At 68.6% G+C, this 19375-nt stretch carries 17 protein-coding genes, 1 other RNA gene and 1 pseudogene; 5 read left to right on the plus strand and 14 right to left on the minus strand.

Annotation, left to right across the window (positions count from 1 at the left end; genetic code table 11):
• Positions 1-35 precede the first annotated feature (35 nt).
• The 9 genes and pseudogenes from FBT69_02605 to FBT69_02645 form a co-directional block, all read right to left on the minus strand.
• Positions 36-677 (minus strand): tetratricopeptide repeat protein, encoded by a 642-nt coding sequence (locus tag FBT69_02605; GenBank protein MDL1903687.1) that lies wholly within the window; start codon positions 675-677, stop codon positions 36-38.
• Positions 659-1234: a hypothetical protein gene (locus FBT69_02610; protein ID MDL1903688.1), complete on the minus strand. Its 576-nt coding sequence runs from the start codon at positions 1232-1234 to the stop codon at positions 659-661. Before FBT69_02610 ends, FBT69_02605 begins: the two co-directional genes overlap by 19 nt.
• Complete coding sequence (locus FBT69_02615) at positions 1231-2892, minus strand: hypothetical protein (GenBank protein MDL1903689.1); 1662 nt, start codon at positions 2890-2892, stop codon at positions 1231-1233. Before FBT69_02615 ends, FBT69_02610 begins: the two co-directional genes overlap by 4 nt.
• Positions 2889-3608, minus strand: coding sequence for a hypothetical protein (locus FBT69_02620; GenBank protein ID MDL1903690.1), 720 nt, complete (start codon positions 3606-3608; stop codon positions 2889-2891). Before FBT69_02620 ends, FBT69_02615 begins: the two co-directional genes overlap by 4 nt.
• Before the next feature lie 37 nt (positions 3609-3645).
• Positions 3646-4485, minus strand: a complete 840-nt coding sequence (locus FBT69_02625) for a hypothetical protein (GenBank protein MDL1903691.1) — start codon at positions 4483-4485, stop codon at positions 3646-3648.
• 113 nt (positions 4486-4598) lie between these two features.
• Positions 4599-4682 (minus strand): annotated as a pseudogene (locus FBT69_02630) (chitin-binding protein).
• A gap of 860 nt (positions 4683-5542) precedes the next feature.
• Entirely contained in the window at positions 5543-6118 is a 576-nt protein-coding gene (locus FBT69_02635) for a hypothetical protein (protein ID MDL1903692.1), read from the minus strand.
• 19 nt (positions 6119-6137) lie between these two features.
• Entirely contained in the window at positions 6138-6548 is a 411-nt protein-coding gene (locus FBT69_02640) for a prepilin-type N-terminal cleavage/methylation domain-containing protein (GenBank protein ID MDL1903693.1), read from the minus strand.
• A gap of 269 nt (positions 6549-6817) precedes the next feature.
• A complete protein-coding gene (locus FBT69_02645) occupies positions 6818-8020 on the minus strand; it encodes a type II secretion system F family protein (protein MDL1903694.1) in 1203 nt (400 codons plus the stop codon).
• Between the two features lie 130 nt (positions 8021-8150).
• Here FBT69_02645 and FBT69_02650 point away from each other — a divergent pair, with 130 nt between their 5' ends.
• On the plus strand, positions 8151-9188 hold the full coding sequence (locus tag FBT69_02650) for an L-threonine 3-dehydrogenase (protein ID MDL1903695.1): 1038 nt from the start codon (positions 8151-8153) through the stop codon (positions 9186-9188).
• Between the two features lie 238 nt (positions 9189-9426).
• On the opposite strand, the gene FBT69_02655 is transcribed toward FBT69_02650, so the two are convergent.
• Positions 9427-10218 (minus strand): SRPBCC domain-containing protein, encoded by a 792-nt coding sequence (locus tag FBT69_02655; GenBank protein MDL1903696.1) that lies wholly within the window; start codon positions 10216-10218, stop codon positions 9427-9429.
• 98 nt (positions 10219-10316) lie between these two features.
• Here FBT69_02655 and acs point away from each other — a divergent pair, with 98 nt between their 5' ends.
• The 3 genes from acs to FBT69_02670 are packed head-to-tail and all read left to right on the plus strand — an operon-like array spanning position 10317 to position 14301.
• Positions 10317-12356: an acetate--CoA ligase gene (acs, locus tag FBT69_02660; GenBank protein MDL1903697.1), complete on the plus strand. Its 2040-nt coding sequence runs from the start codon at positions 10317-10319 to the stop codon at positions 12354-12356.
• A 1-nt stretch (position 12357) separates the two neighbouring features.
• Positions 12358-12771, plus strand: coding sequence for a DUF3568 family protein (locus tag FBT69_02665; GenBank protein ID MDL1903698.1), 414 nt, complete (start codon positions 12358-12360; stop codon positions 12769-12771).
• 24 nt (positions 12772-12795) lie between these two features.
• Positions 12796-14301, plus strand: coding sequence for a DUF418 domain-containing protein (locus tag FBT69_02670; protein MDL1903699.1), 1506 nt, complete (start codon positions 12796-12798; stop codon positions 14299-14301).
• Here the strand turns inward: FBT69_02670 and FBT69_02675 are convergent.
• From FBT69_02675 to FBT69_02685, 3 genes are all read right to left on the minus strand, one after another.
• Positions 14295-15512, minus strand: coding sequence for a type II secretion system protein (locus tag FBT69_02675; protein ID MDL1903700.1), 1218 nt, complete (start codon positions 15510-15512; stop codon positions 14295-14297). The genes FBT69_02670 and FBT69_02675 overlap by 7 nt on opposite strands.
• Before the next feature lies 1 nt (position 15513).
• Positions 15514-16362, minus strand: coding sequence for a hypothetical protein (locus FBT69_02680; GenBank protein MDL1903701.1), 849 nt, complete (start codon positions 16360-16362; stop codon positions 15514-15516).
• Positions 16363-16824: 462 nt separating this feature from the next.
• On the minus strand, positions 16825-17601 hold the full coding sequence (locus tag FBT69_02685) for a hypothetical protein (GenBank protein ID MDL1903702.1): 777 nt from the start codon (positions 17599-17601) through the stop codon (positions 16825-16827).
• 106 nt (positions 17602-17707) lie between these two features.
• On the opposite strand from FBT69_02685, the gene ssrA reads away from it, so the two are divergent.
• Positions 17708-18058, plus strand: a transfer-messenger RNA (tmRNA) gene (gene ssrA / locus FBT69_02690).
• A gap of 81 nt (positions 18059-18139) precedes the next feature.
• On the opposite strand, the gene FBT69_02695 is transcribed toward ssrA, so the two are convergent.
• The gene (locus FBT69_02695) at positions 18140-19303 is read right to left on the minus strand and encodes an integrase (GenBank protein ID MDL1903703.1); all 1164 of its coding nucleotides are present in this window, start codon (positions 19301-19303) and stop codon (positions 18140-18142) included.
• Positions 19304-19375 lie beyond the last annotated feature (72 nt).

Consider the following 19375-nt stretch of genomic DNA (forward strand, 5'->3'; position numbering starts at 1 on the left):
TCCTTTGCGTGCTTCGCGCCCCGGCGTGGTCGGCGTCAGCGAGCGAGGCTGCGCTCGCCCTCGAGCCTGTGCTCGATGCGGACACGCTCGCGCTCGGCGATCATGCGCCATTCGGGATCGTTCTCGATGAGCAGCGCGCGGCGGACGCGGTCGAGTGCCTTCTGATCGGCGACGTTGAGCAGGTGCGTGGCCTTGATCGCGCCGCGGAGTGACTCGCGACGGTTCGGGTCTCGCTCCAGGGCCATCTCGTAGTAGCGCAGGGCCTCGACGCCCCAGCCGGCTTCGAGGTACGCGAGGCCGAGGTTCTCGGCGGGGCGCGGGTCGGTCGGGCGCAGGTCCATGGCGACGCGGAACGCCTCGGCCGCCCCTGCGTAGTCCGAGCGCTCCATGAGGAGGATGCCGAGGTTGTTCCACGCCTCGGCCAGGTCGGGCGCGTTTCGGACTGCGTCCCGGTAGAGAGCGATGGCGCGGTCGGCGTCGCCGCGGTTCTGCGCGACCTCGGCCTGCGCGAAGAGTTCGCGGCCGCGCCGGGCGCGCTCGTCGAGTTGGGCGTATGGGTCGTCCGCTCGCAGCTTCGAGCGCGAGCCGCCGCCGGTGCACGAGGGGAGTGCGGCGGCGGATGCGCACATGAGGATCAGAGCCAGTCTCGTCGGTCGGTTCACCCTTGACGCTCCCATCTGGAGAAGGTCACGATCACCTGCCAGGCTCGCTGCTCGGGGCGCAGTTCGATGGCGGTGACGTGCAGGCCGGGGACGGATTGAGTAGAGAGTTCCACCCACTTGAGGAGTTTGTCGAGGCTCGCGTCGCGCATGGCGGAGTAGGCGTAATCGCGCCGCGTGAGATCCTCGCTCCGCTCGCTGCGCTGGTTCGGGATGGGTGGGCGGTCGGTGAGGCCGGCGTCGCGCGCGGCGGCCTCGATGCGGCTGAGCACGTCCGGGATCGGAGCGAAAGCGTCCGCGCCGGTGTTCTGGCGCTGGCGATCGACGGCCTCGAACTGGGCGGCAAGGCGGACCACCTGCTCCTCTCGGGTCTGTTCCAGTCGCAGGGCACGCCCGGCGGAGGCGCGCGCGCCAAGGCTCGACGCCAGCACCCCGACGCCGACCGCAAGCGCCAGCAGGGCCGCGATGAGGATCGCGGTGGGCCGGTTGCGCCGTTCGGCAGCGGCTGCCGATCCGGCGAGTTCGAAGCGGGCGTCCTCGCTGAGGGCCCTGCGTTCCGCGTCGCGCGTGATCATGCTCCACCCTCCCCCACTGTCGAGCGAGGCTCCTCAGGCCAGATGCCCGTGAACTTGCAGCGCAGCCCCCCGGGCGAGCCGGCGCGAGCGGGCTGCTCGGACACCGAGTCCTGGTCGCGCGGGAAGACGACCTTGGAGCCGGAGATGCGACCGAGAGACGTGCGGAGTTCCTCGTATGCAGCGGTGTCCGGGACGCTGACTTCGAGGAGCACGGAGGTGTTGTTGATGCTGAGACGTTCGAGGCCGATCATGTCGTTGCCGATGATGTAGGAGAGGGTTTCGAGTTCCTGCATCACGGGCATGAAGGAGCGATAGCCCCGCGGTCGCAGGGCGCGGCGGCGGCGTTCGAGTTCGCGTTCGAGTTCGTCGATGGGGTCGCGAACCTGCGGGTTGGCCACGACGGAATGGAGCGCGGCCGCCCGTTCGAACCATCGCTCCCTTGCGTCGCGGCCGAGGTCGCGGGCCTGCGCCGCGGATCGCCAGACCTGCGCCGCCAAGACGCAGAGGCCGACGCCGGTCGCGGCGACGGCGGCGGATGCCCAGTGCATCATGGTCCGATGAGCGCGGCCGGGCCGGCGGCTCAGCGCGACGAGGGCGGTGGACGGCCGCGGCTCGCCGGGGGCGTCGTCGCGTTCCATGGCGACACGGAGCGTTGCCGCGATGGGATCGTCCTCGTCGGCTGCGTCGATGGTGGACCCGGCCCACGCTGCGCCGATCGCAGCCGCCGCGCCGCCGAGGCCCCCCCCCTCGGTCCAGGCGGCGTTCGGCATGACGATGGTCACGCGGGATGGCGCGGCACCGAGCTGCGAGGCCCACGCGATCCATTCCCCGACGAGGCGGGCGATCTCTGCGCTGCCGGCGGCAACCTCCGCACGATCGGACGAGCGGGGTTGAGTCTCGTCCTCCTCACTCGCGGGCTTCGGCTGGGTGCGCGGCACCCGCATGCCTCCCGCTGCGATGAGCTCGCCCCCGCGCGACCAAGCCCACAGCAACCGCCCCCGTGGGTCGCTCAGCACCACCGCCGCGGTTCCGACACTCTCGGCGACGACCCGCTCGCTCATCGCACCCGCGCCGGCGCGGGCGGCGGGATCCCACGCGAGCGCGGCGGCGTGAAAGATAGATCGCACGCGAGGCGTCTCGACGCCGAGGCCGTCCAGATGGTCCAGGAAGAGGCGGACGGCCGCGTCGGGGACGGCGAGGACAGCGAGTCGGCGGCGTTCCTGATCGGCGTTCCCGCTCTCTTTGTCGTCGTCCGCGAGCGGTTGGACGGACGCTGCTCCCTCGATGTCGAGGTCGGGGCTGAGGGAGAGGGCGGTGCCCCCGACTGGCGCCGGGCCTTCGTCCACATCCCCGGTCCCCGCGACACCCTGGCGGATCATCGCGCCGACGACCTCGGGCGACGCGCTCGCGCTTGTTACCCAGCCGCAGAGCGACCCGTCCGCATCGACGCAGAGTGAGGAGAGGCGATCGCCCGTCGAGACGAGGCGATCGCGGACCCACTCGGCGGCCTCGCGCAGGGCCGCCCCAAGCGAGATCGGGTCCGAGGGATCGGCGGCGCGGAGCGCCCAGGAGTCCTCGTCGCGCGGGCCGACCAGGCGGACCCGTTCGATGCGTCCGCCCCGATCCGCTCGTTCCAGGTAGCACACGCGCGCGGTCAACGCTGGTCCTCGGGCTGCCCGCCACGCTCGACTCTCATCCGGTCGAAGTCCCCGCGGCGCCGGGCGATCTCCTCGCGGGCGCGCTCGGCGGCCCGAGCGCGGAGTGCCGCCGGGTCTTCCGTGCCGGGCTGCGACATGACCATCGCGTTGGCGGGGTTCGTGGCGCCCGGGCGCGGCGTGACGGAACTCACGACCGAACCATGTCGGTCGGATTTCTCGACCACGATGTCATCGCCGCCGCGGGAGAGGACGACGTGGTCCGGCTCGACGCGGAGCACGCGGTAGCCCTGGTACTCTCGACCGACGGGCACCATGCGCTGCACACCCCCGAGTGAGAGCAGCGCCACGGCGCGGTGTGGCTCGATGATCCCGCCGAGAAACCGAATCTCTCCGTTCGCGGACGACGGCATCGCTTCGGTGAGGATTTCCGCGGTCGTCTCGACGACGACGGGCGGCGTCGGACGATTCTTCACCGACCCGAGCATGAACGAAACCGCTTCGGTGTCGATCCGCGCAACCGTCGTGGCCGTCGGCCCGGCCTGGGTGTCCGCTTCGACCCTGGGCGGTTCGGGCGCCTCGACGCGCCGTGGTTCGAGGCTGGGCACGCCGAGCGCAGCCACCGCAGTCGTGAGCACGAGCACGCCGGCGACGGCGGCCTGGGCCGCGTACGCGAGCTTCCTCGCCGTCCGTCGATCGGGCATCCGCAGGCGGTCCATCGTCAGATCCTCGCGCGGGCCTCCGGCCCGTGTTCCGTTACTCTACCCCAAGATCATCCCACGTGAGAAAGGCCGTCCGTCGTCCCCAGACCTGGTCCTCCGCCTGTCCTGTGCGGCGACGATCGGACATCGGGATGTAGCCGCCGTAGCGGGCGAGCCGAACGCCGTCGCGCCCGCGCTGCAGCTCGACGATGAGGTAGTACAAGGAAGCCCGTGTCGTCAAGGCTCGGAGCACGGCGGCACGCTCCTCGGGGCTGACCTGCACGCGGCTCATCGCCTCGCTCAACGCATTCGGCGAGTCGAGAATGCCTCGCTTCGCCCGCTCCGCGTCGATTTCCCGTGCAAGCATCTCCCCGCGGCTCTCGTCGAGGACGGCACGGCAGACCGCGCGAAGCACGTCGAGCGAAGCGGAGTTCACGCTGACCTGGGCGGGGCCGACGCCACGACGGTTCTGGGGCTTCGCCCTGCCCTCCTCGACGAGCGTCAACTGGTCGAGAAGTCGCTGACAGAACTCCTGGTCCGACGCGCTGAGCGCGGTCAGGTCGGTCAGCAGGCTGCCCTGACCCTCGTGCAGGAACAGGACCGCGACGCTTCCGTCGGGAAGGACCAGGTCGGCGGCGTGCCCGTTCTCGCCCAGCGCGTCCTCGATCCGCAGGTTGCTCGGAATCTGCGTCATCCACGCGTCCACGACCTCCTGCACGCCGAAGCGGGCGTGGTGCTCCTGGTACCACCACAGCTGCCGCTCGATGACGCGCCGCTGCGCGGCTTGGCGCTCGAACATCAGGCTGGTGACGACGCCGACGAGCAGCACGATGATCAGCGCGACTGGCATCGCGAAGCCGCGGGCGCGCAGGGGTGTCGCGGAGCGGACGCTCACGGCTGCTCTCTCCGTTCGATCGGCACGGGCCGGGTCGGCGGCGCCTGGCCGGGGGTGGTGCCGCCGGGCGCGGGCTGCAGGTCGCGGTTGGGTCGGCGGCCTGGGCGCTGCGCCGGTCCGTCGGGTGCTCCCGGGCCGCCGGGTCCGCCTTGGAGGCCGGGTTGCCCGGGTCCGCCCGGCCCCAGGGTCGGTGCTCCCGCGCCGCCGAGATTGGGGGTCGGTTGTGGTTCTTCGATGAGTGCGCCCGGTTCTTCGCCGACGACCCAGGCGAGTTCGAACATGAAGTTGGCGTACAGACCGCCGAGGGTCTCGACTTCGAGTTGGACGTAGGCAGGAAGGTCGGAAGGGATGCCCGCGGAGAGTTCGGCGTGCATCTCTCGGTCCTTGAAGACCTGCCACTGGCAGTAGACGAGCCCGGTTGCGACGGGGACGGGCGCGGTGTCGTCGCCGCCGACCATCGGCTGCCACCAGAGGGTCCAGCCTGTTCGTCCATCCTCTGAGCGTGAGAGTTCACTGACTTCGTCGGGCGTGAGGACGAACGCACCGCGCACGCCGCCTGCGGCGTCCTGTTGTGCGGCCTCGCTGGCCTCAACGAGGGTGAGTCCCGGGACGCGCTGCGAGGGGGGGGCGACGATCGGCGGCTTGTGGAGCGTGATTTCGAGCCGCTGGGGCGACGCGACTTTGCCGCCGCCGCCGCCGGCCGCGAACTTCGCCCGCTGGGTGAGGCGGGAGATTCGCTCGTCCGTTTCCGGGCCGAGGATGAAGCGCGGGGGGATGGTCGGTTCTTCGGCGCTCTCGGTGGCCGCGCCCGCGGTGACGCCGCCTGCGCCGCCCGAAGGCTGCTGGGTGTTCTGCGGCGTCGGCGCGAGGAGGAGCGAGGAGAAGGCCCGCTGCATGGTGCGCTGGAGCTGCGCCATCTGGACCTGCTCGTCGGCACGGCGTGAGAGCGATCGGTCGGCGGCGTTCAGCGAGGCGAAGACGGCGTAGCCCGAGAGGACAACGAGCGAGCCGATGACGGCGGCAAGGACAGTCTCGAGAAGCGTGAAGGCGGTGCGCGTCACTGGCTGCCCCCCATGAGCATGTTGATGAGGCTGCGCCTGCCTTCCTCGGTGTTGATGAGGTTGCTGAAGGAATCGGGGTTGCGGTAGACCTTCACGGGGTCGGTCAGACGCGTCATGGTGACGCTGGGCGGGCCTTCGGCGAGCGTGCGCGCGCCGCCGGAACGTTCGCTGAGCCAGACCGTGACGGTGATCTGTTCGAGGCGGTCGAGCGAGAGGCCGCTCTGCATACGTCGGTCGCGAACGGCCTGGTCGAGCGCGGGATCGGTGACGACCCGGACGCGTGACTTTTCGAGTCGCCAGCGGTACTGTGCCGGGCCGTACTCGACGGGCAGGTCTGGGTTCGGGAGAGACTTCTGGTCGTCGAGGTACTGGAGGATGAGGCGGTTGGCGACCTCGGCGCACCCGAGGGTGCGCTGCTGCCGAGTCTGTACGCTGAAGAGGAAGCCGCAGGCGGAGGCCATCGCCGAGACGGCCATCGCGAGGATCACGGTCGAGAGGACGACTTCGAGGAAAGTGATGCCGCGGGAGCGGTGACCGAACCGTCGTGCGTGTCGAGCGTTGCGGCCGGTCATGGTCGCCGACCTCCCCGGATCACCGCTTGATGTTCCAGATGTTGATGTCGTCGTCGGTGCGGGGCTGGCCGTCCGGCCCGTAGGAAATGAGGTCGTAATCGCGGGCGTTCATGCCCGGCGTGCCGTAGAAGAACGCCCGGTCCCAGCCGTCGGTGATCTTGGTGTTCTCGTCGAGCATCGGCGGGCGGATGGTCTGCAGGGTTTCGAGCGTCGGCGGGAACGCGCTGTACTCCATGTGGTACTGCTGGAGCGCGCTCTTGATCGACGCCATGCGCGTCTCCGTGATGCGGATTTTGGCGCGGGTGCCCGTACCGCTGAGGCTGACGGCGACGCCTGCCGTGAGCAGACCGATCAGCACGAGCACGAGCATGATTTCGAGGAGCGAGAACCCGCTCCGAACCAGTCCAGCGGCCGCACGCCCAGACCCCATCGCAGACTCCTTCCCGGCACACCTTCGGTATGTCGCCACGGCTGCTCCCCCGGCAGGCCTGTACCGGCTGCACCCGCTGGAGTTGCCGCAACATCATTGTAGTGCCCCGAGCGGAAAGGCTCGCCATGAACGCGGGAAGGGCCGAGAACGGGCGATTCTCCGGCGAAGGATGGCGCCTGACGACGGGTCAAGGTCCGTAGGCGAACACCCCCGTCGATCGAAGAGCGGAGAGAAGGCAGATGAAGGAGGCGAGGGCGGTCGCCTCCGAGTCAGATGACCTTGGATGGCAGGGTGAGGAGCGGGAGCATCACGGCCATGAGGATCGAGCCGATGATGACGAACATCGCCACGATGAGCGCGGGCTGAAGGACGGAGAGCAGGCGCGTGGAGCGGCGTTCGGTCTCGTCGGCGAGGTCGTCGGCGAGGGTGTCGAAAGCGGTTTCGAGGTCGCCCGCGCGTTCTGCCGCCATGAGGAGGCGGCGTGTCGCCAGCGGGAGCGTCTCCACGCCGTCGATGAGCGTGCGGAGGACGCCACCCTCGATGAGGCGTGTGCGCAGGGTGCGGAGCTGCCGGCGCATGACGGGGTGAGCGATCGCCTCGGTGGCGACGCCGAGCGAGTCGGCGAGGGGAACTCCGGAACGGGTCATGGCCGCCATGACGGCGAAGAAACGGGCGGACTCCTGCGTGAGCGCGACGGTGCGCACGCCGGGGAGTTTCCGCATGGCGCGGGCGAGGGCCGCCCCGACCTGGCGGCGCGCGAGGAGCAGCAGGATGAGGAGCGCGCCGACGACAGCGAGCACGATGGGCGCGTTGGCGCGTGCGAATGCGCTGATCGCCATGATGAGTTTGGTGTAGCCGGGAAGGTCGTCCGTCATCTGGAGGAGCGCGTTGCCGATGCTGGGGACGACGAGGATGAGCATGAGACCGACGACGAGGATGCTGATGGCGAGGACGATCGCGGGGTAGAGCATCAGCGTGAGCGCCTTGCCGCGAAGGGCGACCTGGCGGCGGGCGGTGCGGGAGAGTTGCCCCGCCGCGCCGGCGAGGTCGCCGGTGCGCTCGGCGGCCTGGTAGACAGCGATGGTGACGGTGTCGAAGGCGCGTGCGCGTCGGCAGGCATCCGAGAAGGATGCGCCGCCGGCGACCTCGTCGCGGAGGCGTTGGACGAGGGGCTTGGTGCGGGTGGTGACAACCGAGGCCGTCACTTCGAGCGCCTCGACGAGCGGAACGCCGCGCTTGAGGAGAAGGGCGAGCTGGGTGTTGAGTTCGGCCTGATCCTTGAGGGCAAGGGTGCCTTCGCGCGCTCCGACCCAGGCGGGAAGCCGCCAGGTTCGGAGGAGGACGAGGCGATCGCGGCGGAGTCCCTCAGCGAGGGCACGCTCGGAGCGAGCCTGGCGCATGCCCAGGGTTCGGCCGCCCTTCGGTGTGGCGGCCAGGAAGAGGAACGAACTCGGGCTGCCGGCGCGGGACACCGGGGCAGTCTACCGCTCTCGCACGCGGCGGTTGATCGGTGCGATCACCCCCGCCACAATCTCCCCCGTGGGCGGACCGGCCGCCCGATCCGCCGACCCCCACTCCTTGATCGACCCCGGAAGGGAACCCATGCGCGCTCTCATCAAGCACCACGCCGGCGAGGGACTCGCCTTTGACGCCGATCGCGCCCGCCCGGAGCCTGGGCCGCGCGACGTGCTGATCCGGGTTCGGCGGGCGGGGATCTGCGGGACGGACAGGCACATCTGGCAATGGGATGAATGGGCGGCCGGGCGCATCCCGGTGGGCATCGTCACGGGGCACGAGTTCGTGGGGACGATCGAGCGTGTCGGCTCGGCGGTGACGCGGTGGAAGCCGGGGCTGCGCGTGAGCGCGGAAGGGCACGTGACAGCGGGCCTGGACTTCAACTCTCGCACGGGCAACGCGCACATCGCCAGCGACACGCGCATCATCGGGATCGACCGCGACGGGTGCTTCGCGGACTACGTGGTCGTGCCGGAGGAGAACGTGTGGCCGGTGCACCGGGACATCCCGGACCGCGTCGCGGCGGTCTTCGACCCGCTCGGAAACGCGGTGCACACGGTGATGGAAGCGGGCGTGAGCGCAAAGACCGTGCTCATCTCCGGCGTGGGGATCATCGGGTTGATGGCGGTGACGGTGGCGAGGGCGGCGGGCGCGAGCCGCATCTTCTGCACCGACGTGAACCCACCCCGGCTTGAACTGGCGAAGAAACTGGGAGCGGTCGAGGCGTTCGACGCACGCGACAACGGATGGATCGCGGAGGTGCGCCGGGCCTGCCGGGGCGAGGGCGTGGACGTGCTGCTGGAGATGTCCGGCGCGGACGCGGCGTTCGACCAGGGGTTCCGCGCGCTGCGGAACGGCGGGACGGCCGCGCTGCTGGGACTGCCCGCGAAGGCGGTGACGTTCAACTTCAACGAGCACATCATCTTCAAGGGGTGCAAGGTGCTCGGGATCAACGGTCGGAAGATGTGGGAGACGTGGTACCAGATGGAGGAACTGGTGCTGTCGGGTCGCCTGGAACTGGACGACATCCTCACCCACGAGTTCCCGATCGAGGACTACCGCACGGCGTTCGAGACTTTCCTCTCGGGCGAGGGGATCAAGGTCGAGTTGACGATCAACGACTGAGCGGATTTCACCCCTCCGGTGCGATCGGGATCCCGGGATTCGCTCGAAGCCCCGCTCATCCCGGGCGTGAGGGGAATGACGCGTGAGCGTATGCCCCTGGCGTCGCTCCTGATCGTGACGTCTTCGGGTTGATGGCGTCACGGAAGCGCGTCCCGGCTCGGCACGTCTGGCTGCGTCGCGTCGGGCCGGGACCGCTCTCGATCCGCTTCGATCAGTTGGGGTGGAGCGCCCCGCTGAATCAAGCGAGGGCGGTGCGCAGAAGGTCTCCCCAGCGGGACTCGATCCCGCGGGCTTCGGCGGCGCGGTCGCCGTGAATGGCAACGAAGATTGAGGCTTCGAGGCCTTCGCCCCCGGCGAGCGGCGCATCGACGCGCAGGCGGACGAGGGCGTCGTCCCAATCGTAGACGACGGCGGTGAGTTCGTAGGGCGGGTCGTGGATGAGGAGGTCCGCCTCGAGGCGGTCGCGCGCACCCGTCACGAACTGGACGACGGAGCCGGGCCGCGGCACGCCGGCGCGCGAGCCGAGGCCCATGCAGGTCGGGCCGACGAGTTTGCCCCAGGCTTCCTCGCGCGTGAGGCACAGGCTGGAGACGCGAGGAAAGGCGACATGGCGCGGCTTGCCGGCGTGACGCTCGATGGCATGGCGCAGGCCCGTGAGTTCGAACCGCCACCCGCGCTCAACGGCAGCGGCCTGTTCGCGTCCGGCCGTGCTGTCGCCGAACCCGGCGCTCACGACACGGACGACGGTGCCGTTGCCGACGGGTTCGAGGGTCCAGTCGTCGGACATGCCGTCGTATTCCGTCTTCAGGTGTCGTGGCGGACTCCACGCGACGATCTTCGCGGTACCTTCGACCGTGCCCGGCCCCCACGAGTACCAGATGCCGCCGCCGGCACCGGGCTTGACCGCCGCGTCGATGGGGAACCAGCGTTTGAGGCCTTCCGCGGTGGCGATGGCGTCCCAGACGGCTTGGATCGGGGCGTGGACGGTGGTCTCGGCCTGGATCGTGCCTGGCTGCCGGGTGTCGGTCACTGGTCATCTCCTCGGTGGTGCTGCCGCGGGGGCAGGGGAGACGGTATCTTCGCAGACGGACGGCCGCCGCGTGGCCGCGCCGCAAGCCGGAGTGAACCATGCCCAGTCCCGAGAGCGCGTCGATCGAGTCGATCCTGCAGGAAAATCGCGTCTTCCAGCCCCGGCTGGCTGCGAACCTGGGGATGCCGCAGTGGCACGTGGCGTCGATGGAGGAGTACCGAGGGCTGCACCGGCGGTCAGTTGAAGACCCGGAGGGGTTCTGGGGCGAAGTGGCATCTGAACTGCACTGGTTCACGCCGTGGCGGCGTGTGCTGGAGTGGAAAGCCCCCGACGCGAAGTGGTTCGTGGGCGGGCGGACGAACCTGTCGTACAACTGCCTCGACCGCCAGATCGCGTCCGGGCACGGAGACCGGACCGCGATCATCTGGGAAGGCGAGCCGGTCGGGGCGGACGGGCCGGAGGTGCGGCGGCTGACGTACCGCGACCTGCACTCGGAAGCGTGCCGGTTCGCCAATGCGCTCAAGAGCGTTGGCGTGAAGAAGGGGGATGTGGTCACCATCTACATGGGGATGGTCCCCGAGGTGGCGGTGGCGATGCTCGCGTGCGCGCGGATCGGAGCGGCGCACTCGGTCATCTTCGGCGGGTTCAGTTCGCAAGCGATCATTGACCGTGTGCACGACGCGAAGAGCAGGGTGATCGTGACGTGCGACGGGGCGTGGCGGCGCGGGAACGTCGTGCCCTTGAAGGAGAACGTGGACGCGGCGTGCGCGCAACTCGCGGACACGCCCGAGGCGGTGCGCACGGTGTTCGTGCTGCGCCGGTGCGGGAACAGCGTCAGTTGGCACGAAGGGCGCGACCATTGGTGGCACAACGCCGTGCGCGCCGTGGCGGCGAACTGCCCGGCCGAGCCGATGGACTCGGAGGACATGCTGTTCCTGCTGTACACCTCCGGCTCGACGGGCAAGCCGAAGGGGATTCTGCACACGACCGGCGGGTACATGGTGCACACGTACCTGACGAGCAGGCTGGCGTTCAACCTCGTGCCCGACGCGGGGCAGGTGTTCTGGTGCACGGCGGACGTGGGCTGGGTGACGGGCCACTCCTACATCGTGTACGGGGTGCTGCCGAACCGCGTGCCGACCGTGATGTACGAGGGCGCGCCGAACTTCCCGGGGGAGGACCGCTTCTGGTCCATCGTCGCGCGGCACAAGGTGACGCAGTTCTACACCGCGCCGACGGCGATCCGGGCGTTCATGAAGTGGGGCGACGAGCACCCGCGCCGGCACGACCTCTCGTCGCTGAAGGTGCTGGGCACCGTGGGCGAGCCGATCAACCCCGAGGCGTGGATGTGGTACCACCGGACGATCGGCGGCGAGCGATGCCCGATCGTGGACACCTGGTGGCAGACGGAGACGGGCGGGCACATGATCACGCCGCTTCCCGGGTGCACGCCGACCAAGCCCGGCTCGTGCACGCTGCCGTTCTTCGGGGTGGACGCGGCGGTGGTGAACGAGCGCGGCGAGGAGCAGCCGCCGAACACGGGCGGGCTGCTGGTGGTGCGCCGACCGTGGCCGGGGATGCTGCGCGGCATCTACGGCGACCGGGAGCGGTTTGTGCAGACGTACTTCTCTCGCGTGCACAGCCCGGTGAACGGCGAGCCGTACTACTTCACGGGCGACGGGGCGCGGCGCGACGCCGACGGATACTTCTGGATCATGGGTCGTGTGGACGACGTGATCAACGTGGCGGGGCACCGGCTGGGAACGATGGAGGTCGAGTCCGCGCTGGTGTCGCACGAGGCGGTGGTGGAGGCGGCGGTGGTCGGGATGCCGCACGAGATCAAGGGGACGGGGATCGCGGCGTTCTGCACGCTGGAGCCGAGCCGCGAACCGAAGTCGCCGGCGGAGGCCGACGCGCTGAAGGCCGCGCTGCGCGAGCACGTGTCGAAGGAGATCGGGGCGATCGCGCGGCCGGACCAGGTGCGGTTCACGCCCGCGCTGCCCAAGACGCGGAGCGGGAAGATCATGCGGCGGTTGCTGCGGTCGATCGCGGCGGGGGAGGAGAAGATCACGCAGGACACGACGACGCTGGAGGACTACAGCGTGCTGGCGAAACTGAAGGAAAGCGAAGAAGTGTGACATGACAAAGACGGCATGCGCGCGCGCGTTCGCTGCGTTCGTCCTGCTCGGGCTTGCGGCGTGGCACGGGGGCTGCGCCGCGGTGGTCGTGTATGCCTACGCGAACGGGGAGACGACGCACGACGTTGACGCGCCGCTGGAGGAGGTGTGGGAGGCCGCGCTCGGGGCGTTCGAGGATCTCGAACTTCCGGTGGCGGCGTCGTCGCGGGATGAGGACTCGGCGCGGATCAGGTCGCGCACGCCGGGCGGGGAGGAGATCACGCTCCGCTTGCAGCAGCGGAGGGTGGACCAGACGCGCGCGAAGGTTCGCATCGGCCTGTTCGGCGACGAGAAGCGCTCGCAGGAAATCATCCGGTCGATCGAGGGGAGGCTGGGGCTGGCTGCGCCCGCGGATTCGGCCGCGGCGTCCCCGTGAGCGGGAGGGCGGTATGCTCGGCCCATGCATCCCGATGAAACCCGCGGCGTGCCTCCCCAACAACCGGGCGTGATCCCCGCGCCACCCTCGTCGCTTGCCCCGGTGTCGGAGTCGTCGCGCATCGACGCGATCGATGCGGTGCGGGGTTTCGCGCTGCTGGGCATCTTCCTGGTCAACGTGGGGATGCACGGGGACGTATTCGGGCCGTACCTGGACCCTTCGCCGCCGAAGGGGCTGGCGACGCCGGACCTTGTGGCGCACTACTTCACAAAGGCGTTCTGCGAGGGGAAGTTCTACCCGCTGTTCTCGCTGCTGTTCGGGGTGGGGCTGGCGCTGCAGTGGAAGCGGGCGGTCGCGGCGGGTCGGAGCCTGCTGGGGACGGGCTCGCGTCGGCTGCTCATCCTCATGCTGATCGGGCTGACGCACGCGCTGCTGATCTGGTACGGCGACATCCTGTTCATCTACAGCACGACGGGGCTGCTGCTCCTGCTGCTCATCAACTGCCGGGCGAAAACGCTGGCGATCACCGGGGCGTGCATGATGGCGGTGTGCGCCGTGCTCGGGCTGGGGTTCGGCACGCTCGGTGCGCTCCAGGAGGCGTCACGCTCGGGGACTCCGACGGCGGAGATTGCAGCGGAAGGGGCTGCGCAAACGCCGCCTGGGCCTGCCGAGGCGGCCGACGAAGACGCCGAGCCTGACACACCGGACGAGTCGAACGATGCAGCACAGCCCGAGGCCGAGGCGGGCGAGCACGAACTCTCACAACCGCTCACGCCGATCGACCGCGCGCTCGCCGTGTTCAGGGATCCGGCCCAGATGCAGGGAGTCGGTGGCCCGTTGACGTCGCCCGTGTGGATTGAAGCGGAGCGTGAGGCCTACCGCGAGGGGCCGTTCAAGCAGGCGTTCTTCTTCCGGGCCGTGACGTTCGCGTCGTTCATGGTGTTCTCTGTCTTCGGCTTCTGGTGGAACGTCGCGGCGATGTTCCTGTTCGGCGCGGCCATGCTGAAGGCGGACCTGTTCGAGGAACGCAACGCCCACTGGCACAAGCGGCTCGCCCTTGCGGGGGTGCTGATCGGGCTGCCGGCGGGAGTGCTCTACGCTTTCCTGCCGCGGATCGCGCCGATCTGGGTGTTCATGCTGCTCGGGAACGTGCTCATCATGGTTGGCGGGCCGATCCTGAGCCTGGGCTACCTCGGCGCGATCACGCTGGTGGTGCGGTCGGGGCGGGCGCGAGCGGTCACGGGCGCTCTGGCGAAGGTCGGTCGGATGGCGCTGACGAACTACCTGCTCCAGTCGATCATCGCGACGGGCATCTTCTACTGGTGGGGCCTGGGCCTCTTCGGCGAGACGACGAAGACGGAGCGCGTGGGGATCGTGCTGGGCATCTACGCGGCGCAGGTCGCGTTCAGCATCGCGTGGCTGCGTTTCTTCCGGTTCGGACCGATGGAGTGGGTGTGGCGGAGCCTGACGTACCTGCGTCCGCAGCCGATGCTGCGGCGAGAGACGGACTCGATTGGCGCGGTTCAGTAGTCGATGCCGCGCATACCCTTGTGTGTCGTTAGCACTCGCCATGCCACCGCGCCATATGGCCGTGGAAGTTCGGACATCATCACGGGAGGATCGGTTCTGGTTCGCACGGACGCCGACCCATCAACCATGGCGACACTCCAGTGCGAGGCAAACCGCGCTTCGAGGAGCCCCAGATCCACGAACATGCCCTTGCTCGCCGGAAAGACCGCTTCGTCCAGCCGAACGCCGGAGTACAGTGCATCGGACGAGGGTGGATCAAAGCCGACCCAATACTCCGGGCGCGCATGAGCCGCATGCGTCAACCAGAAGAACGTGCGAATGATGGTGGGATCGTCAATGTCCCCTGGATACTCAGGCAATCGCGAGGTGCGCGGCAGTTGCGACAAATCAATGCCGTGGTTCAGCAGTACGCTGGGCCAGAGCGAGGACTGCCCCCTGAAGTATGTCGGCGCTTCCCCGAACGGCCATTCACGATCCGACAAGGTTCCCAACGCCGGCTGTTCCGGGGTGGCCAGGTAGGGCATGAAGCCCCGCTCTGCAGAAGCATACATCGACACAGCGGCATGGCATTGACGCATCGCCGAGAGCGACACCGCTACCTTTCCCTGCCGCCTGCTGCTCCCTATGACCGGTAGTGCGATTGCCAGAATGACGGCGAGGACGGAGATGACGACAAGGGTCTCTATCAGTGTGAACGCCGCATCAGGAGCCGGACGGGGGAGTGCTCCGGAACGCCCCTCGCCACCGGCTGAAGCAATCCACGCCGCGAAGACGATAAGCCCGATGTTCCTCGCGAACCCGAGAAGCGCAGCGGCACGCGCATCGAGAAATTCAGGGTTCCATGCGCCCAAGCAAGCGCACCGAGGCGGCCTGGCCATCGAACCCATATAGAGCAAAACGAGAGCGAACGCTCCAAGCAACAGCGCGGCTGCCAAAGCGGGCCAGCGCGGCGCGCGGCATGAGCCTACCAAGACGACTCCTAGCACAACCTCAACTGCGAGAACGCTGATCGTCAGCCCGGTGCGGATCGACGCGAATGGCAAATCGATCGCGCCGAGCATCGAAGCGAGAATAACATCAATCGCGGAGGCGAAGCCGTGGATGCTGTACAGTTTGCTCAGCGCGGCGTATAGGAACACGCACCCGAGAGCGACAGAGCCAGCCGCACGCCAGTTCATGGGGCTCGAGGTTTGCCCGTCGCGGTGGTTCAAGCTAGAACTCCGTGCAGGTCCACGCGGTATCCGAGCCAATGTAGTTTTGAACTGACACGCCGTCAATCCACCAGCGCGATGTGTCCGGGTCGTGGAACAGGCTGATCATCAGCGGACGGCGTTGTGAGCCGGCCACGCCGACAATAAAACCCGCCTGGGCAGCGATCGCCTCGCCGTGCTTGGCGACGACCTGCTGGCGCATCACGGCTGGTTGCATCCAGAACCGACACGCGGCTGACGACTTGCCCAGCCAGAGGTCGGACCCCAACCCGCCGGCTGGGTAGCGGCTGACAAAATAGTCTCGGTTGGTACGGGCAAACGTGATGATGGCCGCTTCCGTATCCGTGCACATCTCGACGGGCAACGCTCGACGCGATGGCTCGTGCATCCACAATGCGCGCAGCACGACAAGAGGCTCTTCACCGTTCGCGCCGCAGCGCTGGGCGAGTCGGGCCAACGGTCCGTACCGTGACTCGAACTCTTCCGTCGTTTTGAGGCGGTACCCGTACTCCGTCAAGGTTGAGACATACTCGTCGGCTGTTTGTGCGCTCATTCTTGCGATGAGAAACCGAGCCACCTCATCGCGTATCTGTGCCACTGCGTTCGGCACGCGAGCGGACAACTCTTCAGGATCTTCAACGACCGCACTCGCGACCACGCGAGTGACAACCGCAGGATCATGGAGCCGGAGCGCACTGAACCTCGAGTACACCCGCTTGCCTTCGGCCATCCAAAACCGCTGAGGGTCCGTTTCGGGCGACAGCCTTGTCAGTCGAACGTACGCAAGCACCCCAATCGCCAAGCTGGCAGCAACCGCGACGACGGCGAGGCGGGTGCAGTACGGGAACATGGCGGTCTCCGGTGTCTCGAATGACCTGCTGATTCGGTATCAGGGTTGACAGTTGTTCTGGGTGGTGCAGTCGGTTGCGAGCCTGCACACGCACGTCCACGTACCGCCGATGTCGCAGCAGCAGATCACATGCGTGATCTGGCATGCTGGCGTCGCCTGCCCGGAACAGTATCCGTAGCATTGCGACGGCACGCCCGGCCCACCGCCATCTGAGGCGAGCGCCACCGAAGCCAGCATCGAGGCAACCGTGGTGGTGATGGCCGCGAGGGGGACGAGGGGAGACTTGAGGGTGCGCATTTGGGGTTCCTTTCCGGCTCGCTGTATCGTCACCATTGTGTCCGGTAACCGCGCCACAACCCCCATGATACCAGGGGGGGGGGGGGGCAAGTGCTCTTTACCAAGAATGGGCAAAACAAGTGCAATCCCTTGGGTCCATTGCGAAGCCTCCTGTTCAGCCAATGTTCAGGGTTCGCGAGTCACACCCCCGAGTATCACGCCAACGCCGTACGCAAGTACCGCGGCGACTGAGCCGACGGCGAGGGTTTCGAGGCCGCTGAGCCACCAGCGTTGGTCGACGAATCGGCTCTTGGCCGCGCCGACGAGGAAGAAGGCCGCGCCGGTCATGGCTGCGCTCCAGGCGAAGGGCTGTCGCGGGAGGTCGATCGCGCCGACGAGGACGCCCGTGAACGGGAGGAGCGGGATGGCGCCGATGACGATGAAGGCGGCGAAGGTGGCCGCGCCTGCTCGCCAGGGGGAGCGGAGTTCCTGGGCCGCGCCGTGCTCCTCGGTCATCATGGTGTCGATCCAGCGTTTTCGGTCGCTGGTGATGACGCCGACGACCTGCTCGAGAAGGGCGCCGGTGAAGCCCTTGCGGGCGAAGATCTGGCGGATTTCCTCGCGTTCGCCTTCGGGGTGGAGTTCGATCTCTCGCTCTTCGAGGCGGCGCTCGCGGTCGTGCTGCTGGCGGGCGGCGCGTGCGCCGAGGAAGTTGGCGGCTGCCATGCTGAAGCCGTCGCCGAGGAGGTTGGCCGCGCCGAGGATGATGATGACTGCGGCGGAGAGTTGCGCGCCGGTGACGCCTGCGACCACGGCGAAAGTGGTGACCGCGCCGTCGATCGCGCCGAAGATGCCGTCGCTGAGATAGCTGTGTCGTCGGGGCTGGCCGAGCCTCCGGCGGATGGCGGCCGGGGAATGGGTGCGCACCAGTTCCGCCCGAGTCTCGCGTCCGCGTGCCGCCATGCTGTCGCCTTTCGTTGCCGATGCTCGCCCGGTCCGCGAGGGTAGGTCGGACCGTGCGATGGCGGAGCTGGCGTGCGTAGAATGGAGGGTTGGATCTTTGGCATCTGGGGCCGATCTGGTTTCGACCGGGCAGAGCAGGCTTGGCGTGGCGCGTCGAGGGGCGTGCTTGCCTCGTAAAAAGCACGCGCACAAGTAGCTGGCAACAACAGCTATGCCCTCGCGGCCTAACTAGGCTGCGCGATCACCGCCCGACGCCCGATGGGGCGGTGATCGAAGACATCGGGCTGGTCCGCGCGGGGCGCACCCGGCCGCGCGGATGAGATTGCACCGGGCGCTGGGGCGAACGGGAGGCCGTCGGCGGCCGCCCACAGCCCGAGATGCAAAACGCCGACTACACGCGTAGAGGCGCCCTGCCGACTGCATCGGGACGGGGGTTCGATTCCCCCCGGCTCCACTTTTCGCGGTGTGCGCACTCAAGCGCACAATCGCGCAACGCTTTGCACGTGGCGACGTTGCGCGAGATGCTCGAAAGCGGCGATCACGCGATTCGCTGCGCCGTGCGCTCCCGTGCGGACGCATGCAGCGTCACTTTTTGCGTCACTTTTCGGCCCGTGACCCGGGCGAGAACCTCGTCGGGGATGGCGATCGTGTAGTGCCGGGCGCTCACGCTGAGCGTGTGCCCCAGCCAGCGGCAGACCACATACGCCGCGTGGCCCTCGTTCATCCACTGGATCTCGCACGAGCGCCGCAGCGTCTGCCAGGTGTCGTCCCACGGCTCAACGCCCGCCGCCTTGATGATCGCCACCATCTTCCGGCGCCGGCCACCTGCCGAGCGGATCGTCACCAGCCTCTGCTCGCCCTTCGGGCACTCGGCACGGCGCCGTTCCAGCAGATCCATGAGCCGCGGCACGATCGGGACGATCCGCTGCTCGTGGCCGGGGTGGCGCTCGGTCTTCGGCGAGCGCACCCGCATCACGCATCCGTCCCAGTCGATGTCGGCCCAGGTCAACAGGCTGGTTTCGGAGGGAGTCCGAAGCCCGGCGTAGCGGGCGAGGCCGAGGAGCAGCCGCCACTCGGTGTCCGGCGCGGCGGCGATCACCGCTTCGATCTCCTCGGGCGTGACGTACCTGTTGTTCCGCGACGGCGTGACGCCGCCCTTCAGATGGGAGAACGGCGACTTGAGCAGCAGTTCGCGCTCGACCGCCGCGCGAAAGACCGTCTTGGCGTTGCCGGTGTGGCTCTTGCACGCCGCCTCGCTCAGGCCGCTTCGTGCGAGGCCGTCGCGCCAGCGCGAGGCGTCCTCGGCGGTGATGTGCTGAAGCGGCTTGTCCTTCCCGAAGAACTGCTCGAGCTTGGCCCGGGTCTGCTCGAGCTTCCGCCTGCTCTCGGGCTTGAGGTCCGCGCGGGACTCCATGAAGAGGACCATCCACTCGCCGAGCGTGCGGCACCGGCGTCCCTTCACGAGTCCGACCGCGGCAAGCTTCTTGTGGAGCCAGTCGTCGATCGACCCCAGCCAGGCAGAGGTCTCGCGGTCGATCGGCTCGCCACGCAGCTGCGCGCCCACGATGGCCTCGACGCGGAGGCGGACGGACTCGGCGTAGCGCTGCTCGACCTTGCCGAGGTGGATAGTTCGCCGAGCGCCGCCCGGTGCGACGAACTGCACCCTCCGCTTGCCGTCGAGCAGTGTGGTGACGCTCGCCATCAGCCGATCTCCCCGCGGAACCCGCGGCCCGGACGCGACTTGAGCGGCAGTGGTCGGGGGAGGCAAGGCGTG

It is taken from the genome of Synechococcales cyanobacterium CNB (assembly GCA_030263455.1).
Taxonomy (GTDB): Bacteria; Planctomycetota; Phycisphaerae; order Phycisphaerales; family UBA1924; genus CAADGN01.